Origin of the sequence: Leptospira chreensis (assembly GCF_016919165.1) — a bacterium.
Taxonomy (GTDB): Bacteria; Spirochaetota; Leptospiria; order Leptospirales; family Leptospiraceae; genus Leptospira_A; species Leptospira_A chreensis.
Genome location: NZ_JAFFPS010000071.1, coordinates 266,279 through 288,139 on the forward strand (window position 1 = coordinate 266,279; position 21,861 = coordinate 288,139).

The 21,861-nt window shown below is 39.3% G+C and carries 18 protein-coding genes and 1 pseudogene; 8 read left to right on the plus strand and 11 right to left on the minus strand.

Features of this window, described 5'->3' with window-relative positions; translation table 11 throughout:
* Positions 1–60 precede the first annotated feature (60 nt).
* The 3 genes from ccrA to JWG41_RS19515 all read left to right on the plus strand — a co-directional run bounded on the left by ccrA (position 61) and on the right by JWG41_RS19515 (position 2,978).
* Complete coding sequence (ccrA, locus tag JWG41_RS19505) at positions 61–1,308, plus strand: crotonyl-CoA carboxylase/reductase (protein ID WP_100789222.1); 1,248 nt, start codon at positions 61–63, stop codon at positions 1,306–1,308.
* A gap of 175 nt (positions 1,309–1,483) precedes the next feature.
* Positions 1,484–1,915, plus strand: a complete 432-nt coding sequence (locus tag JWG41_RS19510) for a VOC family protein (protein ID WP_205271370.1) — start codon at positions 1,484–1,486, stop codon at positions 1,913–1,915.
* 52 nt (positions 1,916–1,967) lie between these two features.
* Positions 1,968–2,978 carry a zinc-dependent alcohol dehydrogenase family protein gene (locus tag JWG41_RS19515; RefSeq protein WP_205271369.1) on the plus strand — a complete coding sequence of 337 codons (1,011 nt, stop codon included), beginning with the start codon at positions 1,968–1,970 and terminating at the stop codon, positions 2,976–2,978.
* 59 nt (positions 2,979–3,037) lie between these two features.
* Here JWG41_RS19515 and JWG41_RS19520 read toward each other — a convergent pair whose 3' ends face one another.
* From JWG41_RS19520 to JWG41_RS19530, 3 genes are all read right to left on the minus strand, one after another.
* Entirely contained in the window at positions 3,038–3,439 is a 402-nt protein-coding gene (locus JWG41_RS19520) for a DUF2721 domain-containing protein (protein ID WP_205271368.1), read from the minus strand.
* Positions 3,440–3,444: 5 nt separating this feature from the next.
* Positions 3,445–4,401, minus strand: a complete 957-nt coding sequence (locus JWG41_RS19525) for a fumarylacetoacetate hydrolase family protein (RefSeq protein WP_205271367.1) — start codon at positions 4,399–4,401, stop codon at positions 3,445–3,447.
* Between the two features lie 80 nt (positions 4,402–4,481).
* Positions 4,482–4,703, minus strand: a complete 222-nt coding sequence (locus JWG41_RS19530; protein WP_002973441.1) for a DUF1858 domain-containing protein — start codon at positions 4,701–4,703, stop codon at positions 4,482–4,484.
* Positions 4,704–4,767: 64 nt separating this feature from the next.
* Between JWG41_RS19530 and JWG41_RS19535 the strand changes: the two genes are divergently transcribed.
* Both JWG41_RS19535 and JWG41_RS19540 read left to right on the plus strand, forming a co-directional pair.
* Positions 4,768–5,184 carry a 6-carboxytetrahydropterin synthase gene (locus JWG41_RS19535; RefSeq protein WP_205271433.1) on the plus strand — a complete coding sequence of 139 codons (417 nt, stop codon included), beginning with the start codon at positions 4,768–4,770 and terminating at the stop codon, positions 5,182–5,184.
* Positions 5,185–5,510: 326 nt separating this feature from the next.
* Positions 5,511–7,325 (plus strand): annotated as a pseudogene (locus JWG41_RS19540) (PAS domain S-box protein).
* Positions 7,326–7,352: 27 nt separating this feature from the next.
* On the opposite strand, the gene JWG41_RS19545 reads toward JWG41_RS19540, so the two are convergent.
* Positions 7,353–7,997: a TetR family transcriptional regulator gene (locus JWG41_RS19545; protein WP_332461316.1), complete on the minus strand. Its 645-nt coding sequence runs from the start codon at positions 7,995–7,997 to the stop codon at positions 7,353–7,355.
* 122 nt (positions 7,998–8,119) lie between these two features.
* Here JWG41_RS19545 and JWG41_RS19550 point away from each other — a divergent pair, with 122 nt between their 5' ends.
* Together JWG41_RS19550 and JWG41_RS19555 are read left to right on the plus strand one after the other, a co-directional pair.
* The gene (locus JWG41_RS19550; protein ID WP_205271365.1) at positions 8,120–9,205 is read left to right on the plus strand and encodes a ferredoxin reductase; all 1,086 of its coding nucleotides are present in this window, start codon (positions 8,120–8,122) and stop codon (positions 9,203–9,205) included.
* A 64-nt stretch (positions 9,206–9,269) separates the two neighbouring features.
* A complete protein-coding gene (locus tag JWG41_RS19555; RefSeq protein WP_205271364.1) occupies positions 9,270–10,448 on the plus strand; it encodes a fatty acid desaturase family protein in 1,179 nt (392 codons plus the stop codon).
* Between the two features lie 98 nt (positions 10,449–10,546).
* Here the strand turns inward: JWG41_RS19555 and JWG41_RS19560 are convergent, their stop codons facing one another.
* A complete protein-coding gene (locus JWG41_RS19560) occupies positions 10,547–12,253 on the minus strand; it encodes an acyl-CoA dehydrogenase family protein (protein WP_205271363.1) in 1,707 nt (568 codons plus the stop codon).
* Between the two features lie 285 nt (positions 12,254–12,538).
* Between JWG41_RS19560 and JWG41_RS19565 the strand changes: the two genes are divergently transcribed.
* A complete protein-coding gene (locus JWG41_RS19565; protein WP_205271362.1) occupies positions 12,539–13,345 on the plus strand; it encodes a dienelactone hydrolase family protein in 807 nt (268 codons plus the stop codon).
* Here the strand turns inward: JWG41_RS19565 and JWG41_RS19570 are convergent.
* The 6 genes from JWG41_RS19570 to JWG41_RS19595 are packed head-to-tail and all read right to left on the minus strand — an operon-like array spanning position 13,294 to position 21,781.
* Complete coding sequence (locus tag JWG41_RS19570) at positions 13,294–16,404, minus strand: efflux RND transporter permease subunit (protein ID WP_205271361.1); 3,111 nt, start codon at positions 16,402–16,404, stop codon at positions 13,294–13,296. The genes JWG41_RS19565 and JWG41_RS19570 overlap by 52 nt on opposite strands.
* Before the next feature lies 1 nt (position 16,405).
* Complete coding sequence (locus JWG41_RS19575) at positions 16,406–17,545, minus strand: efflux RND transporter periplasmic adaptor subunit (protein ID WP_205271360.1); 1,140 nt, start codon at positions 17,543–17,545, stop codon at positions 16,406–16,408.
* Positions 17,542–18,873, minus strand: coding sequence for a TolC family protein (locus JWG41_RS19580; protein ID WP_205271359.1), 1,332 nt, complete (start codon positions 18,871–18,873; stop codon positions 17,542–17,544). Before JWG41_RS19580 ends, JWG41_RS19575 begins: the two co-directional genes overlap by 4 nt.
* A gap of 40 nt (positions 18,874–18,913) precedes the next feature.
* Positions 18,914–19,309, minus strand: a complete 396-nt coding sequence (locus JWG41_RS19585; RefSeq protein ID WP_232374118.1) for a hypothetical protein — start codon at positions 19,307–19,309, stop codon at positions 18,914–18,916.
* Between the two features lie 4 nt (positions 19,310–19,313).
* Positions 19,314–20,402, minus strand: coding sequence for a DUF1574 family protein (locus JWG41_RS19590; RefSeq protein ID WP_205271358.1), 1,089 nt, complete (start codon positions 20,400–20,402; stop codon positions 19,314–19,316).
* Positions 20,403–20,410: 8 nt separating this feature from the next.
* A complete protein-coding gene (locus JWG41_RS19595; RefSeq protein ID WP_205271357.1) occupies positions 20,411–21,781 on the minus strand; it encodes an MBOAT family O-acyltransferase in 1,371 nt (456 codons plus the stop codon).
* Positions 21,782–21,861: the final 80 nt, after the last annotated feature.

Here is a 21,861-nt window from a genome sequence, read left to right on the forward strand (position 1 = left end):
TGATGCCTTTTTTAAAACGTTCTAAGAAACTCTATAAATTTTATTCGTAAAAGGTAATCTATGAGCAACGTAGAAATCGTACCAGTAGGGGAACTTCCACCTATTGGAGTTGTGCCCAAAAAAATGCACGCGCAGGTCATTCGCCCGGAACGTTACGGCGAACCGAAAACTTCTTTCCAATCAGAAGTCATTGATGTTCCGGAGATCGGTCCGAACGAAGTTCTCGTAGCCACTATGGCTGCTGGAGTTAACTATAATAACGTTTGGGCAGCCCTTGGGTATCCGGTAGATGTGATCGCGGCTCGTAATAAAAAAGGCGAACCAGAAAAATTCCACATCGGTGGATCTGATGCATCCGGTATTGTCTACAAAGTTGGAGCTGAAGTTAAAAATGTGAAAGTGGGTGACGAGGTTGTTGTCCATTGCGCTATGTGGGATCCAAAAGATCCATGGGTTCTTTCTGGAAAAGATCCAATGTATGCGCCTTCCCAAATCATTTGGGGATATGAATCCAACTGGGGTTCCTTTGCACAATTCTGCAAAGTGCAAGACCACCAATGTCTTCCTCGCCCTCAACACCTAACATGGGAAGCTTCTGCAGCTTATATGTTAGTGGCTGCGACCGCCTACAGAATGTTACACCATTGGAAACCAAATGATGTAAAACCTGGGGATGTTGCTTTAATTTGGGGTGGAGCTGGTGGACTTGGTGCCATGGCAATCCAAATTGTAAAAGCAGCTGGTGGAATTCCAATCGCTGTTGTTTCTTCTGATGACAAAATTGATTTTTGTAAAAACTTAGGTGCGGCTGGCGTGATCAACCGTAACAAGTTCAAACATTGGGGTGGACTCACTTCCGATATCAATAAACCAGAAGCATTTGTTGAGTGGACCAAACAAGCCCGTGAATTTGGAAAAGCGATTTGGGACATTGCTGGAAAAGGTAAAAACCCACAAATCGTATTTGAACATCCAGGTGAAACGACACTTCCTACTTCCGTATTTGTTTGTGAAACAGGTGGTATGGTTGTGATTTGTGCGGGAACTACTGGTTTCAATGCAACAGCGGACCTTCGTTATCTGTGGATGAGACAAAAACGTCTGCAAGGTTCACACTTCGCAAACGACGACAACTGTCGTGATTTGAACCAGCTCGTGATCGATAAAAAAGTCGATCCAGTTTTGGCAGAAACATACAGTTTCGAACAAACTGGTGAGTGCCATCAGTTGATGCGCGAAAACAAACACCCATCAGGAAACATGTCAATCCTCGTTGGTGCAAAAACTACAGGTCTTGGAAAGAAGTAATTCTTTCCAGGTGAGTATTTAGGTACATGTCCCCGCCCTATTTAGACTGGGTGGGGTTAACCACCCGCCACCCAATGGCTCCATCTACCATGAAACATCCGTTTTGTGAATCCGATTTCCGCTATCATCTTTTTTATTTCTATAAAGTTCATATTTTAACAAATGGAGTTCGTTTATGCATCCACGAATCAATTTAATTACCTTAGGTGTTTCCGATCTAAAACGTTCTATCGACTTTTATGAGAAAGGTCTCGGTTGGAAAAGGTCACAGGAGAGTAATGATAGTGTCGCTTTTTTTCAAATAGGTGCTGTCGTCTTTGGTTTGTTTGGCGAAGAAGATTTGGCAAAAGACATTGGCATCCCTTTTCAAAAACGCCAAGAGTTTTCTGGAATTACTTTGGCCCAAAACCTTGGTAGTGAAGCCGAAGTGGATGCGGTAATTGGCAAAGTGCGGGCCTTAGGGGCAGTGATTCTCAAAGAACCACAAAAAGTTTTTTGGGGTGGGTATAGTGCTTATTTTAAAGACCCGGATGGCCATATATTTGAATTAGCATACAATCCTTTTTTTCCATTGAACGACAAAGGCGAAATCGTTCTTAGTAAATAATTACATTTAATTATTGTTATATTTTGGTGCATAAGGTCAATCAGGGAAATCTATGAAACAAGCACAGATCCAGCAATTCGGTTTAGATCATTTAGAAATTACCAATGTTCCTGAACCTACAAGTCCAGGCCCTACCGACGTTTTGGTTCGTTTGCGAGCCGCTTCCTTAAACTATCGAGACTCTTTAGTTGTCGAAGGAAAGTACAATCCTAAATTCCCACTTCCCCTTGTTCCTTGTAGTGATGGGGCCGGCGAAGTGGTTGGTATTGGATCTGAGGTGACGGAATGGAAAGTGGGAGATAGGGTGCTTCTGACTTTTGCTCCCAAGTGGATCGCAAAAGAAGCAACCCATGCAGAAATGCGTCATACGATTGGTGGCCCACTTCCAGGAACCTTGCGGGAGTTAGCTTTAGTGCCAGAGACAGGCCTTGTCCGAATTCCTTCCCATTTATCTTATGAAGAAGCCGCAACCTTACCTTGTGCAGCACTCACTGCTTGGTCTGGTCTTTTTCAATTCAGCAATTTAAAGCCTGGTGAATTTGTCGTAGTACAGGGAACAGGTGGGGTTTCGATTTTTGCTTTGCAATTTGCTAAACTTGCCTCTGCCAAAGTGATTCTCACATCATCCAGTGGTGAAAAATTGGAACGAGGAAAAGAATTAGGTGCCGATTATTTAGTCAATTATAAGGAAACACCGGAATGGGGAAAGGAGGTCCGTCGGATCACAGAAAAAGTGGGAGCCGATCATATCATCGAAGTGGGTGGGGCCGGAACTTTGGAACAATCCATTGCCGCCTGTCGTCCGTTTGGTGTCATTCATTTGATTGGAATCCTTGCAGGTAAATCGGGAGAATTAAATTTACTACCGGCAGTGATGAACAATTTGAAAATCCAAGGCCTTGTTGTCGGGGGAAGAAAGGCATTTGTCGAAATGAACCAAGCCATCGAAGTTTCTGGTTTACGGCCGGTTGTTGATAAAGTTTTTACATTAGAAGAATCAGCAGATGCAATAAGATACTTACGATCGGGATCTCATTTTGGAAAGATAGTCATTCGAATTTAGGATTGCGATTCCTATTTGGATTCATAGTTAGCATAGATAATTTTTTTAGATTTAAGTTTTCATTTTGATACGGAATTCAATATTGAATTTCTTTCTATGTCTAAGGCAATTACAGATAAATGGATTTCAATGAGGGCCAATACCAGAGAGATCACCATAAACAAAAGTGATGAAGCAAATAAAACCCAAGCGACTATGTTATAAAAGGGAATCATACCCATGGAGCAGGTACATAAAATCAAACTAAAGATTCCGGCACTTTGAGAATATAAAATGAGAGAAATACGAAACCGTAGGTTGTGGATTTGTTTTTCTAAAACTTCCGATTTCGATTTTTCATATTCTGATAAAAGTTGTCTCGAAAGTTTGGCAAGTCCAAAAAATCGGTTGGTATAAGCAAGCATCAGTAAAGAGATCGCAGGGAAAAGAAGACCGGGTATACTATACGTTAGGTTGTCCAATGAATTTAGCCTTGTTTCACTTGAAGAACTTGTTCTCCTAAGTCCATCTTTCCGTCCGGCGTGCGTATTGTTGCTTGGATCAAATCTCCTGGTTGTAAATACTCAGTCCGTTGTTTTTGTCCTTTGATAAATAGTTCCCATTTTTTATGTTCAGGGAGAAAACTCGCAAAGATTTGTTTTAATTTTCCGGGAGCTTTGAGAGCACATCCTGCGGGTGTTCCGGTTAACAAAACATCACCGACTCGAATTTGAGTAAATAAAGAGAGTTCTGCGATCGATTCCTTCGGTGGAAAAACCATTTGATTTGCTTTTGCCGATTGTCTTAACTGTCCATTGACCTTTAGGTTCAGCTCCAAAGAATGGATTAGTTCATAATCACCAGGTTCGAGAACAAGGAGTATAGGACCTGCAGGGAAAAAGGTTCTGTAGGATTTTCCTTTATACCATTGTAATTGTGGGAGTTGGATGTCCCTTGCCGAAATATCATTGGCAATGAAGAGGGCAGCAATGTATTCACTGGGATGATAAGATTGAACATCTATTGTATGATCAATATCCTTACCAAATACAATCCCCAATTCAATTTCATAATCTAAAAGTTCTACATGTTTGGGACGGATCACATTACCGATGGCAGCGGTGAGCGAAACGTCAGACTTGGTAAAAAATAAATTGTATGTTTTGGATTTAGGATCAAGTCCCGATTCCAAAGTATGTTTATGATAATTAGCACCTTGGCAAATGACTTGGCAGGGTGCGGTGATGGGAGAGAGGAGAGTAACATCCTTTCTAGGAATCAGTTTTTGAGATTTAGGACTTAGTTTGATTCTTTTTTTCTGAAGATCGACTAGCAAATCTTTGGTGGACTTATCTCCAGTTTGTAGAGGGAGGATGTTTTCCTCAGTGACGAGCCCCCAATCGATTTTGTTCTTATATTGGAAACGTACAAACTGTTTTGCCATCGTAAACCTATGGAATCATAACTGGGGTGGAGAAAACACGAGGGCCACAAATCGGACCCGGTGGGAATTGAGAATTTAGTCTATTCTTCAGAGAAAAGGTTGTTCAGTGAATCGATGAGAGTGTCTACCTCTACACCGTAACCCATACAAACTTGTTCAATAGTTTCTACTTCATTGATGGAGCAGTGTGAACATCCACCTAAATGGTAGCTGGAGAAAACTAGACCTGCTTCTGGGTGGATCGCGATCGCTTCGCCCACAGTCATTTCTTTAAAAAAGCGCGGTTTTGTTGTTTCAGTCATCTTAAGAACCCTCAGGAAGGAAATTACTATACAAATATTGGACTATGCTCTATTCGTCAATGGAATGTTTACCCAAGAAAACGGGAAATTTTATGTCCGAATTGAGGGTCGGTTTGAGTCGGCCCATTTCCTCTACCAGTACTTTGCCGATGGCTCCGATGAGCCGATTCACGGCCATTCCTGGAAGGTAGAGGTATTTTTGGAGGGAAATTCCAACATTCGGCCAGACGGCATCTCCTACGATTTTCTAACGGCACGTACGAAACTGATGGAACTCGTCCATTCCATTGACCACCTCCTCATCAATGACCATCCAGACTTTAAGGGGATCAACCCTACTTCTGAGAATGTGGCTCGTTGGTTTTATTCTGGTTTGAAAGCCGATGTGAAATCTTCCGAAGGTCGAATCCGCCGGATTGTAATCCATGAAGGGCCAGAGAACCTGGCATTTTTCGAACCAACAAACGATTCCCTTTCTTAAGTCATTTTCAACATTAGTTAGGTACTATTCCTTAAACTCGACTGGTTCTGTTTGCCAACGCACCATAGATTGAAAAAAGAACAAGCGATGTAAAAATCACTATGTAGTTCGGTTTCTTACGTAAATTCTATGTCAGCAAACATTTGTTTGTGCTAATAACTCGACAAAATATCCCAATCATTAGACAGGCTGAGTATCTAATACATGCATGCTGTAACATTTACGTTTTGTTTTTATTGCACAGGTTTGGTTTTTTTTCAAAAAAATTTGTTATCTTAATCGATTGCTTTTATACCAGCTAATTATGAAAATCGGTAGAAGACTCCATGCCGCTTACAGAACTCAAACATAGTTTAGGTCATATTCTACTTGTGGAAGACGAAGCCATACTGGCCATCTCACAATCAGAATTTTTGAAAAACAAAGGTTATTCTGTACAGTATGTATCCAATTCAAATGATGCTTACGATCATATCACATCCGGTGAACGAGTTGATTTAATCCTAATGGATATTAATCTTTCTGATGGAATGGATGGAATCCAACTCGCAGAAAAGATTCTTTCCTATCGCGAGATTCCCATCCTTTTTGTCAGTGGTTATTCTGATAATAAAATCTTAGATCGTGTTTGTAAGGTAAAACATTACGGGTATGTTCCTAAAATTTCAAGCCCAGACATTGTGGAATGTATGATTCAATCAGCACTCCAACTTTACCAAGCGGAACAAACGTTGGCATTTCGTGAAAAGGAACTTCGTATTACTTTTGAAGCCATGGGTGATGGAGTGATTGTTCTTTCTCCGGAAGGATTGGTTCGAGAAATCAATCATAAAGCCTTAGATATGTTGGGTTATCAAAAATCTGACATAACCGAAAAAGACCTAACTTCTTTTTTATATTTAGTGCAAGCAGATGCAAGAACTAGAGTATCCTATTCTTTTTTAAACTCATCTAACAAATTAATTGATACAGAACGTAGAAATGATTTGATTATTGTTTCTCGTAGTGGTCGTGAAACACATGTTACAGAAACTATATCGCCCATTTTAGATGCTGAAAAAAACTTAAATGGTATTGTGATTGTTTTTCGAGAAACACCAAATACTCCCGTGATGGTTCCTCCAAAAGATGGGGAAAGTTTGTATGCTAAGGTCTTCCAACTGAGTCCCATCCCCATGGCCATCTCCACTTTGAAAGACGGAACCTATTTGGATGTGAATTCCTCTATGGAGACGGTCTTTCAATTAGAAAAATCAAAAGTCATCGGCAGAAAAACAGAAGAGTTTAAAGACTGGAGTAATCCGGAACAACTGGAACGACTCAATAAAGTGTATCAGGAAAAAGGAAGGATGTCTGGGGAACGGATGTCTGTGAAACACGCTGACGGAAATCAATATGAAGTTCTCGTGTTTAGCCAAGCGTTTGAAATTGCTGGAGAACGTTTCATTTTGTGGATCAACTTAGATGTGACAAAAATTTTGGATATGGAAGGCCGATTGGCAAAGTCCGTAGAAGAAAAAGATGTTCTACTCAAAGAACTACAACACCGTGTGAAAAATACTCTAGCGATCATTTCCGGACTTTTGAATTTAGAATCCTTTAAAGTTGAAAATGAGGTCGCGAAACAATCCTTTCTGAATGCACAATCTCGCATCATGTCGATGTCCAAGGTTTATGAAAACCTTTATCAATCGGAAGATTTGGAGTCTATGGATATTCGTAAGTAGATTGAAGATATGTTATTTAGCGTTCATGATATCTTTGTTCTCAATCCAACAAAAATTCGTTTTGATGTGAAGTTAGAAGACATTCGTTTGGATCTAAAACGAACTCTGCCACTTGGCCTCATCCTCAATGAACTATTGACCAACGCTTTGAAGTATGCCTACCCCAATGAAAAAGGGGGAGATGTTCGCATCCACTTATCTCGTTCGAATGAAAATATCATTTTATCGGTTGGGGATGATGGAGACGGTTTGCCAGACTCTGTTAATATTGAAAAGGGAAATCATTTTGGATATGAGCTGATTCGTAGTTTGACTTCACAACTCAAGGGTGTTTTCTCTTCTGTTTCGAAAAAGGGAGAAGGTCTCAATATTATGATTTCTTTTCCTCTCCATTCCAATGACAAAAAAAGCTAAGTTGTTTTAGTTTCCTTAGTTTTTCGTTTATCTTCGTTTTCTTCCTCGAATCGTTCCAATAAAAACCAATCGAACTTGTTTGATCGTTTGTAGTTTTAGTTTTCGCATTTCCGAATGAGCGTCGGAAGCAAGATCTAAGAAATCAGAAGCCATAAGAAAACAAATACTGACAATCAATTCGGAACCAAATTGGATATCCTCTGCAGGAATCATCTTCGGCATGCGCATATCTTTTGCGAGTTCTGTCGCGATGGCCTTCATGGACTCTCGGATTTTTTCGCGGATTTTGCGATTTCCCCCCGTTCGTTCCCGAGCGATGAACCGAAACAGAGAGCGGTTATTGGCTACGTAATCAAAGAAAAACCCAATGGTCAATTGTAAGGCAGACTTATAGGCGCCTTTGTTTCTGGCATCCCCCACAATGGTTTGGATTCGGCCCCCACATTCATCCACAAGCGTGAGGCCCAGCTCTTCCATATTCTTAAAATGTCTGTAAAATGCGGCAGGGACAATTCCTGCCTCTCCTGCCACTTCGCGGAGGCTTAGGTCTCCGAGCCCTTTTTCCTCTCCCATCAGTTGCAGTGCGCTTTCCAGTAGGTTGTCGTGGGTGCGTAGCTTTTGGGCGTATCGTTTGTTGAGTTTCATGGCTGAATTCAGTAAACGGTCGTTCACTTTTTTTCGAAAAGCAAGGATTAAAACTCCCTTTTGGGGTTGACATAGCTAACGACGTAAGTTAACACTATTAAATATCTCCGTGAACAAGTGTTCACTTAAATGCGAAATACGAGGCGAAAATGAAAACATTTCCTTTTATCTACAATGAACCCAAGGAATTCCTAAGTTCTCTCCAACCCAAACAATGGGCGGATTTTCTATTAGGGGAGATCAATCCTCGGTTTTCGGTAACGGCAATCAAAGCCCGGGTTGTGGCAGTCCGCGAAGAAACGGAAGATTCCAAAACATTGGTTTTGAAACCAAACTGGTTGTGGAAAGGGTTTCGTTCGGGCCAACACATTCCGGTCACTGTGGAAATTGCGGGAAGGCGAGTGACAAGGTTTTATTCTTTGTCTTCTGTTCCCGGAGAGAAACATTTAAGTATCACCGTAAAACGCCAGAAAGGTGGTCTTGTATCTAACTTTATCAATCAAAATATCAAAAAGGGTGATTTGTTGGAATTGGGTGAAGCCTCGGGAGAGTTTGTGCTTCCCCAAACTTTACCATCTAAGTTTTTATTTTTAGCGGGTGGTAGTGGAATCACTCCGATCCATTCCATTCTCAAACAACTACAGTCTTTGAAATACAATGGTAAAGCCACCTTACTATACTTTGTTCGATCTTTTGAAGATATCATCTTACGTTCTTCCTTAGAAGAGATTGCAAAACAAACAGGTTGGTTAGAGATTCATTATGTTTTTTCAGATGTTCCTAAAGAAGGTTATGACTCTGGATTTTTAACCAAGGAAATTTTACAGAAATATACGAAAGATTTAAAATCCTATTCTGTTTATGTTTGTGGGCCGGCTCCCATGCAAACCAAAGCCCTTTCTCTTTTGGAAGGAAACGAAGTGAAGTCAGAGTTATTTATGTTACCTGGCCAATCTGCTTTGAAAGTGAAAAAAACAGGGACTGTGGATGTATTTTTATCTCGCAGTCACAAAACCATTCAAGTGAAAGGGGAACGTTCCCTTTTAGAAGAATTGGAAGACCAAGGAATTTATCCTCAAAGTGGATGTCGGATGGGGATTTGCCATACTTGTGTTTGCAAAAAAACAGTGGGCTCTGTCACCGATTTATCTAAAGGCGAAGTATCGCAGTTAGGTGAAGAAAACATTCAAATTTGTGTCTCTCGGGCCGAATCAAATCTGGAATTGGAACTTTAGGTTTTAAACTTAGAAACCAAAACTTGTAAATCAGAATTAGAAGAAATAATCATAGGAAAAAAAGATGAGAACGATTAGCAAAAAATTAAACAAAGAAGAAATTGAAGCCTTTGGAAAAGAAGTGGAAACACTCCGCGATGAAGTGATGGCTAAGGTCGGAAAAGAAGACGCAGACCATATTCGATTTATTTATAAAACCTATCGGTATACAGAGATCCTTGGTCGTGGACTTCTGCACTTTAGTTTTGAACCAATTTCTTTTGTGGCAGGCACCTTGTTACTTGCTACTTCCAAAATCATCAACAATATGGAACTTGGTCATAATGTTCTCCACGGACAGTATGATTGGATGAACGATCCTAGATTCAACTCAAGAACATTTGAATGGGACATTGTGAGTGATGCCCACCAATGGAAGTTCTATCACAATTATATGCACCATACATATACAAACGTTTTGAACAAAGACCATGATTATGGTTATAATTTTACACGTTTGACAGAAGAACAAAAATGGAAACCTGTCCACCTAACGCAACCTTTCACTAATTTACTTCTTGCCATGAACTTTCAGTGGGGAGTTGGGGCTCATGGATTTCGAGTGGAATACATGGAAATTCCAAAAAAACAAAGAAAGAAAAAATCCTTAAAAGACTACAAAGCTGTCTTCTTTAAGAAGATTGAATTGCAACTAGTAAAAGATTATCTTTTGTTTCCACTTCTTGCTGGTTTGAATTTTCCAAAAATCATTTTAGGAAACCTGATTGCGAATTTGATTCGAAATCTTTGGACTTATGCGGTGATCTTCTGTGGTCATTTTACTGAAAATGCAGAATCCTTTTCCGTAGACGACATCACTGGTGAAACCAAAGCCGAGTGGTACTTGAGACAACTCAAAGGTTCTTCTAACTTAGATGGCAGTAACTTTTTCTATACGATGACTGGTCACTTGAGTCACCAAATAGAACACCATATGTTTCCTAGTATGCCGGCAAAACGTTACCGTGAAGTGGCACCGCGTTTGAAAGAAATCTGCGCTAAGTATGGTCAACACTACAACACGGGAAGTTTCGTAAAACAGTTCGCTTCTGTTTGGAAACGAATCATTGCTTATTCTTTTCCAGATACTTTTGCAGGAAAATTAATGGGAAACAAAAAGAAATATTTGGAACCAAAGACTTTGATTCCGCAACCTAGTTTCCAGATATCCCTTCCAGAAGAGAAATCTGTTACCAGCATGTAACCTGAATTATCTAGAACTTCCCACTAACGCATTGTGGGAGGTTCATCCCTTTCCTTTCTATGGGTCCTCAAATTCTTGAGGGCCCTTTTTTTTCATCTTTAGGAAAGTTTGATTTTGTTTGCCGAAAGGATGGCCAAACTATCTGTATGAAATCCTTTACACCACTGGGTTCGTAGTTCTTTTCTTTTGGTGGATTTGTTTTTTGCTCTCTCCATCAAATAACCTACGACCACTCTTGCTGCTGATTCCACTACTTCAAAACTATAGGTTTCCTTTGTTTGTTGGTCTCCAATCGCTTTGTAAGTTTCAACAATGGATTCAAACAGGGTTCGGATTTCTAATAATTTGGAATTGGATTCAGATCCTTTTGCCAAATGATCTAAGTAAGCTCGGAAAGTTCCCGTAGGACTCATTCCAGAAGTGATTCCACCAATGGCCGCATTGACTTGGATTTGTGTGGTTCCATCATAGATATTGGTGATCCTTGCATCTCGATAGAGTCTGGAGAGATCATAATCTTCTGTATATCCTGCTCCACCTAATACTTGTAATCCGTCATAAACCAAATCATTACACATTTCTGAGTTGTAATATTTGGATATGGGTGTGAGTGTGTTGGCAACTTTCTCCCAAAACTTGCCAGTTTTGGAATCTTCTGGAGAAACAGTTCTACCATCTTCATACGAATAGTATTTATCCACAGAGTAAGCCGCCTCTACCATAAGGCAACGCATCGCGGCCAATTCCCTTTCCATCCGATCCAACATCCGGCGTACTGCTGGAATTTCATAAATCGGTTTTCCAAATTGGATTCTTTCTTTTGCATATTTGAGAGCTTCTTCGTAAGCCGCTGTGACAATGCCTGTGCCTTGGGAAGAGACACTGAGACGAGCACCATTGAGCATTCCCATCACATACTTCACAAGTCCAAATCCCTCTTTTCCTACAAGATGCCCTTCGCTATTTTCAAAAACAGTTTCACAAGTTGCTGATGCTTTGATTCCTAGTTTCTTTTCAATTCCTTGCACCGCATAATCTTTGTTCTCAACGATAAAAAAAGATAAACCCCTGGCTCCACTTTCTTGGGTTCCTGTTCTTGCGAGTGTGAGTGTAATGCCTGGGCTTCCGTTGATCCCACAAGCTACTGTTTGGAATCTTTTGGTTCCATTCAAATACCACTTATCATTGGTCTTAGTTGCTTTTGTAGTTACACTCGGTAAATCAGATCCAAAGTCTGGTTCGGAAAGTCCCATAGTGACCGTGTAATTTCCAGAAATTAATTTAGGGATCCATTCTTCTTTCATCTCGTCAGTAGCACAGGCTTCTAAGATCGCAGCTAGTCCCATACTTCCCACGGCAATGGTGATGGAACTATCTGACCGGTACATTAACTCCGCAATGATTGCTTTAATGATACTCGGGGCTCCGAGACCACCATACCTTCTTTTGAAAGCAACGGGACCAAGACCTGCCTCATGGTACATTTTAATGACATCCACCATTTCTTGCGGGTGGATCACGTTACCGTTATCAAATTTTAGACCTTTGGCATCCACTGTGGCGGCAACTTGGGATACATACATTCCACTAATTTCTCCGCAAGATTTTAGGATTTCTTCGTAAAAGGATTTCGCCTCATCTACATTAGATGGTGCATATTCTAATCTAGGATTACTGTTCTCCGCATAAAGTTTAGAATCAGAAAAATTATTTTCATAGAGAGGAACGATTTCATTCCAATCAATCAGTTCGTAAAAGTGTTCCTTTAGATCTTCGTTGGTTTGAAAGTAGTTGCTTTGGATCATATAAATTCCTTTTGGATTAGAAGATGAATTTTATGAATATGAGGCGATTAAAAAAAATCGTATAACAAAAAAAATTGAAACGATGATTTTAGGTGAACCGATCGGTTTCCTTTTTTGCTTCCGTTGGAGAGAAGGGGACAAAAAAGAACATAGTAATTGATTTTTGATTGTAACAAATCTGGTTCCTTTCTAGGGAAATTAAGGTTTCTTTTTTGGATTTCCGATTTAGAATTCTAAATCGATCTCTGTCGAAGGAACTTGTTTTTTTGACGGAACAGGAGACATATGAAACAACTCATTTCCATTCTCACGCTTGTATTTGCGATTCAATGTGCGAGCGTACCAACGGTACAATTTCCCGTAAAGTCTACAGTTTCGGGAACTGCTGTGGAATACAAATTGGACGGGAAAACCTATGAAGGATTTCTCGCTAACGATTCTTCTGCCACTGGAAAACGTCCCGGTGTTCTTGTGATCCATGAATGGTGGGGAGTGAATGATTATCCCAAACAAAGAGCGAAACAACTCGCCGACTTAGGTTATGTTGCTTTTGTTATGGATATCTACGGAAAAGGAATTCTTGCAAAAGACCATGTGGAAGCGGGAAAACTATCGAGTGCCAATGGAGATCCCAAGATTCTTTTGAAAAAAATCTATAAGGCTCTTGAAATATTAAAATCCAATCCCAATGTAGATTCCAGTAAAATTGGAGCGATTGGTTATTGTTTTGGTGGCGGTGGAGTCATTGAACTGGCGCTAGACGGTGCTGATTTAAAAGGGGGAGTGGTTTCTTTTCACGGTTTTTTAGCTAGTAAGAATCTGGCAACGGGTGTGAAAAAAATCAAAACTAAAGTTTTAGTCCATCACGGTGCTGATGATCCTTTTATTCCGAAGGCTTCCGTAGATACATTTGTCAAAACCATTGCGGATGCGAAGGCTCCGGTGAGTTTTGTTTCTCATCCGGGAGCCGTTCATGGATTCACTCGACCAGGGACAGAAGATCGCGGATTACCAGGACTTGCATACAACAAGAAAGCTGATTATGCATCCTTTGAAAGTATGGAGAACTTTTTTGCAGCAAACTTCAAATAGACGAGAGGAAGCACAAAGAGGGTAAGGGCACTGGCTGATACTAACCCTCCAATCACTACGGTGGCAAGAGGTCTTTGGACTTCTGCTCCGGGTGATGTGCTGATTGCCATGGGAATGAATCCAATGGATGCAAGGAGAGCGGTTGTGAGAACCGGGCGAAGTCTTGACAAAGCGGCTTCTTTCACTGCTTCTTCTTTTCTTTTTCCCGATTGTTCCAAACTTCGAATGAAACTGATGAGCACAAGCCCATTCAGGACAGCAATTCCAAAGAGCGCTATAAAACCCACACCCGCAGAAATACTAAATGGCAAATTCCTGAGATACAAAGCAAAGATTCCTCCTGTGATGGCAAAGGGAACATTGAGAAAAATGATGATTGCCGCCGATATCTCGTTAAATGCAAAGTAGAGGATTAGAAAAATAATCAAAAGTGTGATTGGTACAACAACATAGAGTGTTTTTGTAGCCGATTCAAATTTTTCAAACTCTCCTCCTGTTGTATAATGATACCCGGATGGAAATTTGATTTCTTTTTCCAAAACATCTTGGACTAAGTTCACAGTGCTTACCATATCACTTCCGCGAATGTTAAATTGAACTAAAGCATACCTGTTTTGGTTTTGATGGTAAATTTGTACTGGCCCATCTTCAATTTGGATTTCCGCTAACTCGTGTAACGGGGCAAAAGTGTTTTTTCCCACCCTGACTGGGATGTTTTTGATTGGTCCGGGTTTTGGTTCTACTTCCGTTTTCACAACAATTTCAAATCGTTTCATTCCTTCATAAACAATCCCTGCGGGAACTCCTGAAGAAATGGATTCTGTGACACGATTGATATCCACAATGGACTGGTCATACCTGGCCAACTTTTCTCTGTTTGGTTTGATGCGAAGGTATTCGAGTCCATACAATTGTTCAATGCGTAGATCCACAACACCGGGGATATGTTTGATTTTAGATGTTATCTCTTCTGCTACCAGTTTTAGTTTGGTTAGATCATCTCCAAATACTTTGATTCCCACATCGGCTCGGATTCCGGCCATAATCTCATTGTTTCGCATTTCTATGGGTTGGGAAAGTCCATAGGCGACATGGGGGGCCACTCTTTCTATGATCTCTTGTATTTTGGATTCAATTTCTTCTTTGGACAAGTTCCAGTCTGATCTTGGTTTCATATCCAAATACAAATCTGTTTTTTCGACACCCATAGGTTCAATGGCCAACTCAGGAGAACCAGTTCTCGAAACCACTTCTGTGATTTCTGGAATTTCGTCTAAAATAGTTTTTTCTATTTTCATAGAAGATAAAACCGATTCTGTCAATGTTGTGGATGGATACCGACTGACTTCGATGAGAAGGTTCCCTTCATCTAATTTGGGAAGGAACTCTCCTCCCAAGCGAAAGAATAAAAGGATCGAAAGAACAAGGACACCAATTGTAGAATAGGTTACCTTCTTTGGTTCCTTCAGGCAATAGTCTAGTTTCGGAGTATACCAGTTATGAATTTTTTGGAAAAACTTTGTTTCTCCTTCTGCGATATTTCCGCCCTTTAAAAAGTAAGATGCTAAAACAGGAATGAGTGTGAGTGTCAAAAAGAAGGCACCGAGTAACGCAAAAAGTACGGTGGTTGCCATAGGGATGAACATCTTTCCTTCCGTTCCACTTAAGGTAAGGATGGGAATATAAACAATTCCAATGATGATTTCTCCGTAGATGGTGGCTTTACGGACTTCGATGGTTGCCGATAGAATGGTTTCCTTTTGTTCTTTGTCGGTAAGATCTCTTTTTAATTCCTTTCTTTTCTGTCCGAGTCGCCTATGTGAGTTTTCTATCAGAATGACGGCCCCGTCCACGATGAGTCCAAAATCAATGGCTCCCATCGACATCAAGTTTGCGGGAAGGTCTCGCAAAAACATAAGACTGATGGCAAATAACATGGCAAGGGGAATGACCGATGCGATGACAAGTCCTGAGCGAAAATCACCAATCATAAGAAATAGAATGATGATGACAAGGATGGCACCTTCCGATAAATTCCAAACAATTGTGTTTAATGTATTTTTAACCATGATCGAACGATCATAATACGGTTTGATCTTCATACCAGTGGGAAGGGTTTTTTCGATCTGAGTGATTTTTTCTTTTACGGCCGTTGTTACTTCTAAAGAATTTTCACCGAGTAACATCAGTGTTACGGCCCCAACCACCTCAGATTTCCCCGCTGCAGTGGCGGCACCTTTTCGTAGTCTTGGTCCTTCAATTATTTTTGCAACACTACTTAAATAAATGGGGAACCCGTCTCCCATTTTCCCCACTTGGATTTTTTCAAAATCGGAAATTGATTTTAATAATCCATCACTTCCGACAATCAATTGTTCGCCGGCCCTTTCAATGTATCCACTCCCCGTAGAAAGATTATTGGATTGGACTGCCGTTACGATTTGGTTTAATGAGAGACCAAGTGCCGCCGTTTTAAAGGGATCAACTATGACTTGGTATTGTTTTGTTTTTCCTCCGAAACTATTCACTTCCACAATCCCTGGAACGGTTTTTAGAGCGGGGTTGATGTACCAATTCAAATAAGTGGTGAGTTCCATTTGGTTATGGAATTCACTTTCTAAAGTAAATTGAAACACTTCCCCGAGCCCTGTTGTGATGGGACCAATCACAGGTTTTCCAAAAATAGCGGGGATGTTTTCTGAGGCTTCCGTTAGTTTTTCGCTAACCAGTTGTCTACTTTTCCATAAATCAGTTCCATCTGAAAAGACTGCTGTGACTAGAGAAAATCCATAACGAGAAACCGAGCGGACTTCGATTAAATTCGGAATTCCCGTGATGGCTCTTTCTACTGGTAAAGTGATGTACTGTTCAATCTCCAAAGTAGATAGAGCAGGGGATGTGGTGATTACCTGCACTTGTACATTGGTAATGTCTGGGACTGCATCCACTTTTAGATGCGCAAAAGAATAAATTCCACCAAACACGAGTAACGTTGTAAAAACCAAAACCAATAATCGATTTTGTAGAGAAATTTGGACAATTTTTGTTAAAAATTCCATATCATTCTCCCCCGAAGGTTGATTTGAAGAGAATGGCTTTGAGTTCAAAAGCTCCCTTAGTTACAATACTTTCTTCCTCCACAAGACCAGAAAGGACTTCTACTTTTCCTTCACCGGCACTTCCAGTTGTGATTTCTTTCCATTGGAATTCATTTGGTTTAGATTCGATAAAGATAAACTTTCGATTCTGATAAGATTGGATAGCCTCTTCAGGAATTTGAATTCCTTGTCTGTCATGTACCGTTAGGAGGGCCTTTCCAAACAATCCAATCTTTGCTTTGCGATTTTTGTTTTTAAAAACAACTCTGGCATGTACAGTTCTAGATTCCGGATCCACTTTTTCTCCGATATGTTCTAAAACTCCTTCGAATTCTAAATCAGGATAAGCATTCAAAACGATTTTACCGCGATCTCCTTCCGAGAGATGTTTTAAATCATTTTCAAAAATTTTTGCTTGGAACCAGAAATAAGAAAGTTCTGCGATTGTTGTTAGGATTTGATTTCCTAAAACGATAGAACCTGGAATTGCATTTCTGGAGAGGGCTAGGCCTGCCCTTGGAGCAAAGACTGTATACACTCCTGATGTCGAATGATCAATGGGAAGTCCATTGGCTCGTAAATTTTCTTCGGCAGCATTTTTTTCCGATTCAATCACTTTTAAATTTGATTCAACATCAATTAGCTCTTGTTTGGCGGCAAGATTCATTTTTACTAGGGAATGGATTCTGTTTAGATTTTGTTCCGAAGCTATATATTTTGATTTTGCTACTAAATAGGTAGACCGAAGTTTCGCTAGTTCAGGAGAATCAATCGTTGCTAATCTTTGACCTTTTTTAATCGAATCCCCTTCCACAAAATAAACAGATGTAATCCGTCCTGAGATCCTTGCTGGTACATCAATGATGGCATCGGGAACCGCTTCTGTTTCACCAATCAGTTCGATTTTGGTTTGGATGGGTTCTGTTCTAATGATTGTTGTTTCGATCTGGAGGTTTTTTCGATTTTCTCCGAGTAGTTTGACTATGTCTTTGGATTCCTTTTGATTTTCCAAATTGGTGTGAGTCTCTCTAGATTTCCATAAATAGAAAGAGAGAAAAATAAACAGAATGGACGTTATTAGAATGATTGTTTGTTTTTTCATGGTTTGACTCCTAATGAGTCGCTAGGTAGACCGAGAACACGAACGAGTTCAATTTGAGATAATTCGAATTCGGTTTTTGTGTTCAGGTAGTTTAGTTTTGTTTGTAAAAGAATTCTTTGGTGGTTGATGGCATCGATGATTTTGATTTTTCCAAATCGGATTGCTTCTTGAAGATTTTTTAAATCTGATTCGGCCCGGTCCATTGTTTGTGTATCATAAAGTTTGATTTCTTCCGAAAGAGTGAGATAGTTTGTCAGCGCAAACAAAACTTCCTGTTTGATATTTCTGGAAACAGATTCTTTCAGTTCTTTGGAATTATCAATTTGGGAAGAGGCAATGATGGTTTCCCCTTCATAATCTCTCCAAACAGTCATTGGGAAACTCACCAAACCTCCCACAACTCTCTCATTGAATCCATCATTCTGTGCGAAGCCACCTAAAGTTACGTTTGGAATTTTTTGACGTCTCACTTCGTTTTGACGAAGAAGGGATAACTCAATTTCCTTTTCCGATAACAAAAGTTCGGGACGCATATTCATCGCCAATTGGATTAAATCGAGTTTTTCTTTTGGTAGGTCTTTCGGCAAAATCCAATGTTGGATTTGGATGGTTTCTTTTTCTAAAGAAAATCCGAGTAATACTTCTAACTCTGATTTTGCATTTTCCGATAATCTATGGATTTGATTCCAGATTTTAAAAATCCTAATTTCTTCTGATTCTGATAAGGATTCATCAATCCCTGGCGAAAGGCCTTCGTTCACTCTTGCTTTGGATACTTTTTTTAGTTCTTTGACAAGATTTAAACTATTGAGACTGTTTTCTTCTTCCAAATGTAGATAACGATATCTGGTTAATTTTTTTAAAGCTTCAAATTCTAAGATTCGCCTTACAGACTCTAGTCGGAAAACTTGCGCCTTAAATTCTTCATCTGCAATCTGTATGGCAATCTCTCGTTTTCCATTGGTAAAGATCTCTTGATTGACCATTACCTGAAAGTTATTTGCGGCATTAGGCCCTGAAAGTAAAGAGGGGCTTGAGGTATCCCCTTTTCTTGCGGCCATATAACCATTAAAAACGGGATTGGAAGGAAAATAATAAGAAGCTACTTTTTTCCTTCCAGATATTTCCTTAAGTTTGATTTCTTCAATTCGATAGTCAGGATGTTTATTCACAATACAATGACTGAGTTCCTGAATTGAATTGTATTTTTGACAATTACCTCCCAAGGAATCATTAGATTCCGCTTGGATTGGTAAAACGAGAACATAGATATAAACCAAACAAGAAAGAAGTATCTTCCGTTGTATGGGAAAAAAATAAAAATTCATAAAACCTCCAAAGTGGTCACGCAATACAATTGCGAATCAACTAAGTAAGGTTATGTTTAGGTGGGCGGAAGAAACTATTTACAGTAACAAGTTGAGGAATTAAAAGTTCTGGTTGGTGGATATAAACTTTATGGAGTTGGATGAGTATATGAGAGAGATATAAGTCCCAAGAAACAGATACAATCAAATTACATGGGCAAGAAAAACAAACATGGTCAGTATGTTCCCCTTCTTCATTCAAATCATGGCCAGCATTAACATCTAAGGCATGATCCAAAAAAGCATAGGGGCAACCACTTTCAGGAGAACCAATGAGCCCACAGTTGACCTCATTGTCAACGATGCGTTGGTACATAAAATTGGCGGAAAATAGAAATACAAAGCTAAATAGGAAAACTTGCCTCCAGAATTTGGATTTTTTTCGATCTAACTTCATAAGATTACTTAAAGTTTGGAATCTCCTTCGCAGTTTGCAATAACTTATCTGCAATTTCTGGAACACAAAGAGGGGAAACATGGCTGCTATCCACGAAAATTTTGCAGTTTGTATTTCCTTTGTTCAAAGAGATTAGACGAATATTTTTCGAATTTGGATCAACCAAAGATCGACCTAAAGTTTCAAATAAATCCCCTCCCGTAATCGATTTTCTGATTTGGTTGTAGTAGGGATGGATTTGTGGTTCCCAAAAAACTGTGGGAATATTGTGTTCTTCTGCGTGTTGGATGATTCGTTTCAAAAATCCATATTCGGTTTCAGAAAGAGTATATTTAGAAAGTAAAAGTTCTCGTTGTGATTCGCTGAAGTCTACAATACGAGCTTTGTATTCTTCTGGTGTGAAACGATCTAATTCAATGCCCGCATTCGCAGGATTAAATGGTCTTTTTTTGTTTAGATAAGATGAGACTGCAATAAAGTATGTATCATCGGTAACTGTTTTACCTTTGACCCAGTTAGAAATTCCTTGGATCGGTCTAAAATGATAATTGTAAGAAACAAATAATAATTTGGTGATGATTTCTCTTTGAAACTTAGAATTAAAAGTTGGGTAAATGTCAATTAACTCATCTTCATGTAACATTAACTCTTGCCATTTTGTTTTGTAAGAGTATACATTGTTTTCATTTAACATTTCTTCTGAGAATTCTAAGAATAAAACATCTGGTTTGAATCCAGACTTTGTCATAGATTGTATCATTAGATAAAATAAAAAATATTCTCCAGCTTTGATGGCGGATCTGGTCTCAAAATAAACTGGTTCCGCATATGTGGATTTGTTTACCGGAATGTTCTCCCATTCATGGAAGATATCGGAACGAGAAGTCCCTGTAACAAGAGCAACTTTAGTTTTTTCTGACTGAAGTTTTTTGTCTTCCTCCCATACTTTTGGTAAACCAAGGAATAAGTTTTGTCCAGATTTATAAGCCCTGCGTCCAGCTTCTCTGAACTCCGGTATACAAACCAATTTATCAATTAGAAAGAGAGTAAAGATAATGAAAAATGGATAAAAATAAATACGTTTTTGGTTCATGGTGTCTCTCAGAATTGGAAATAGATAAATGTTTCCACAGGATTTTCAATTTTGACTAAAGCAAAGAAAACAAGTATCGTAAAGATAGGAACTAACCAATTTGTATACGGTTGTAGTTTTTCTTTAAAATAGTTTTTGTATTCCACAAATTGAAAGAGGTAACAAGCAAAGATCAGAAACCAAAAATCTGGTTTATAAATAAAATTTTTAGCAGTGGAAGTGGATGCCGACCAGAAAGCATAAATTCCTTTTAATGAATCCAAACGGAAAAAAGGACTAATCAAATTGAATCCAATGAATACATAAATAAACCCAAAGATCTTTTGTTTAATGTTCATTTCCTTTCGGCTTAATTTACCAAATGCGAAACGTTCAATTGCTAAAAACACTCCATGTAAAAATCCCCAGATAAAAAATGTATACGTATTTCCATGCCATAATCCAGCCAATGCCATTACGGTGATCGTGTTGAACATAAATCTAGATTCGGAAACTCGGTTTCCACCGAGCGGAATGTATAGGTAATCTCTAATCCATGTTGATAATGTGATATGCCATCTGGACCAAAATTCGGAAAAACTAACTGATAAAAATGGAGAACGAAAGTTTTCAGGAATTTCATACCCGAGTAAAAATGCAGACCCACGTGCAATGTCCGTATACCCGGAAAAATCTCCATACACTTGTAAAGAAAAAGCCACAGTCGAAAGAAGGATACTCAATCCATCAAATCCTGAAGGATCAGCAAAAACTGGGTTGATGGACTTTGCGATTTGATCAGCGATTAATACCTTTTTAATGATACCAGAAAGAATGTGTAAAATTCCACGGTGAACAAAATCCCAGTTGAGTTTCGCACGATCGATTTGTTCATAAAAATCATCATGGCGCATAATGGGACCCGCAATGAGTTGAGGGAAAAATAAAATGAAGAGTAAAAAATTTAGAAAAGGAGACTCGTTGAATTTTCCATGCCAAGCATCCACGAGGTAAGCAATCATTTGAAAAGTATAGAAACTGATGGCTAATGGAAGTGCAAATTCACTTAACGATTGAATGAATGGGATGGAGATTTCTCCTTCCTTACTTAAGAATTGTAAGTAAGTTAAAATGTACTTAAAGAAACAAAGATTCAGTAAGTTGATCACCACACCTAAGATGAGGAAGATTTTCTTTTTAGTTTTGAGGATGGCTAAAACAAAAAAATGTGTGATGAGAATGAAGAGTAAAAAATGACTTAAAAAAGAAAGACTCCAATATCCATAAAAAACCAGTGAAAAGAAAATGAGGATGTACTTTCTGAACTTTCCAGGAGCTATCCAATAAATAGAATAACAAGCAATAAAGAAGAAGAGATAGTCAACGGAATTGAACAGCATTTTTCCTAGAATTTCCCCGATATTTTTTTCTACCAGTCATTTTACACAATCATACTTGCCTCAAAAATCAAATCCAGGAA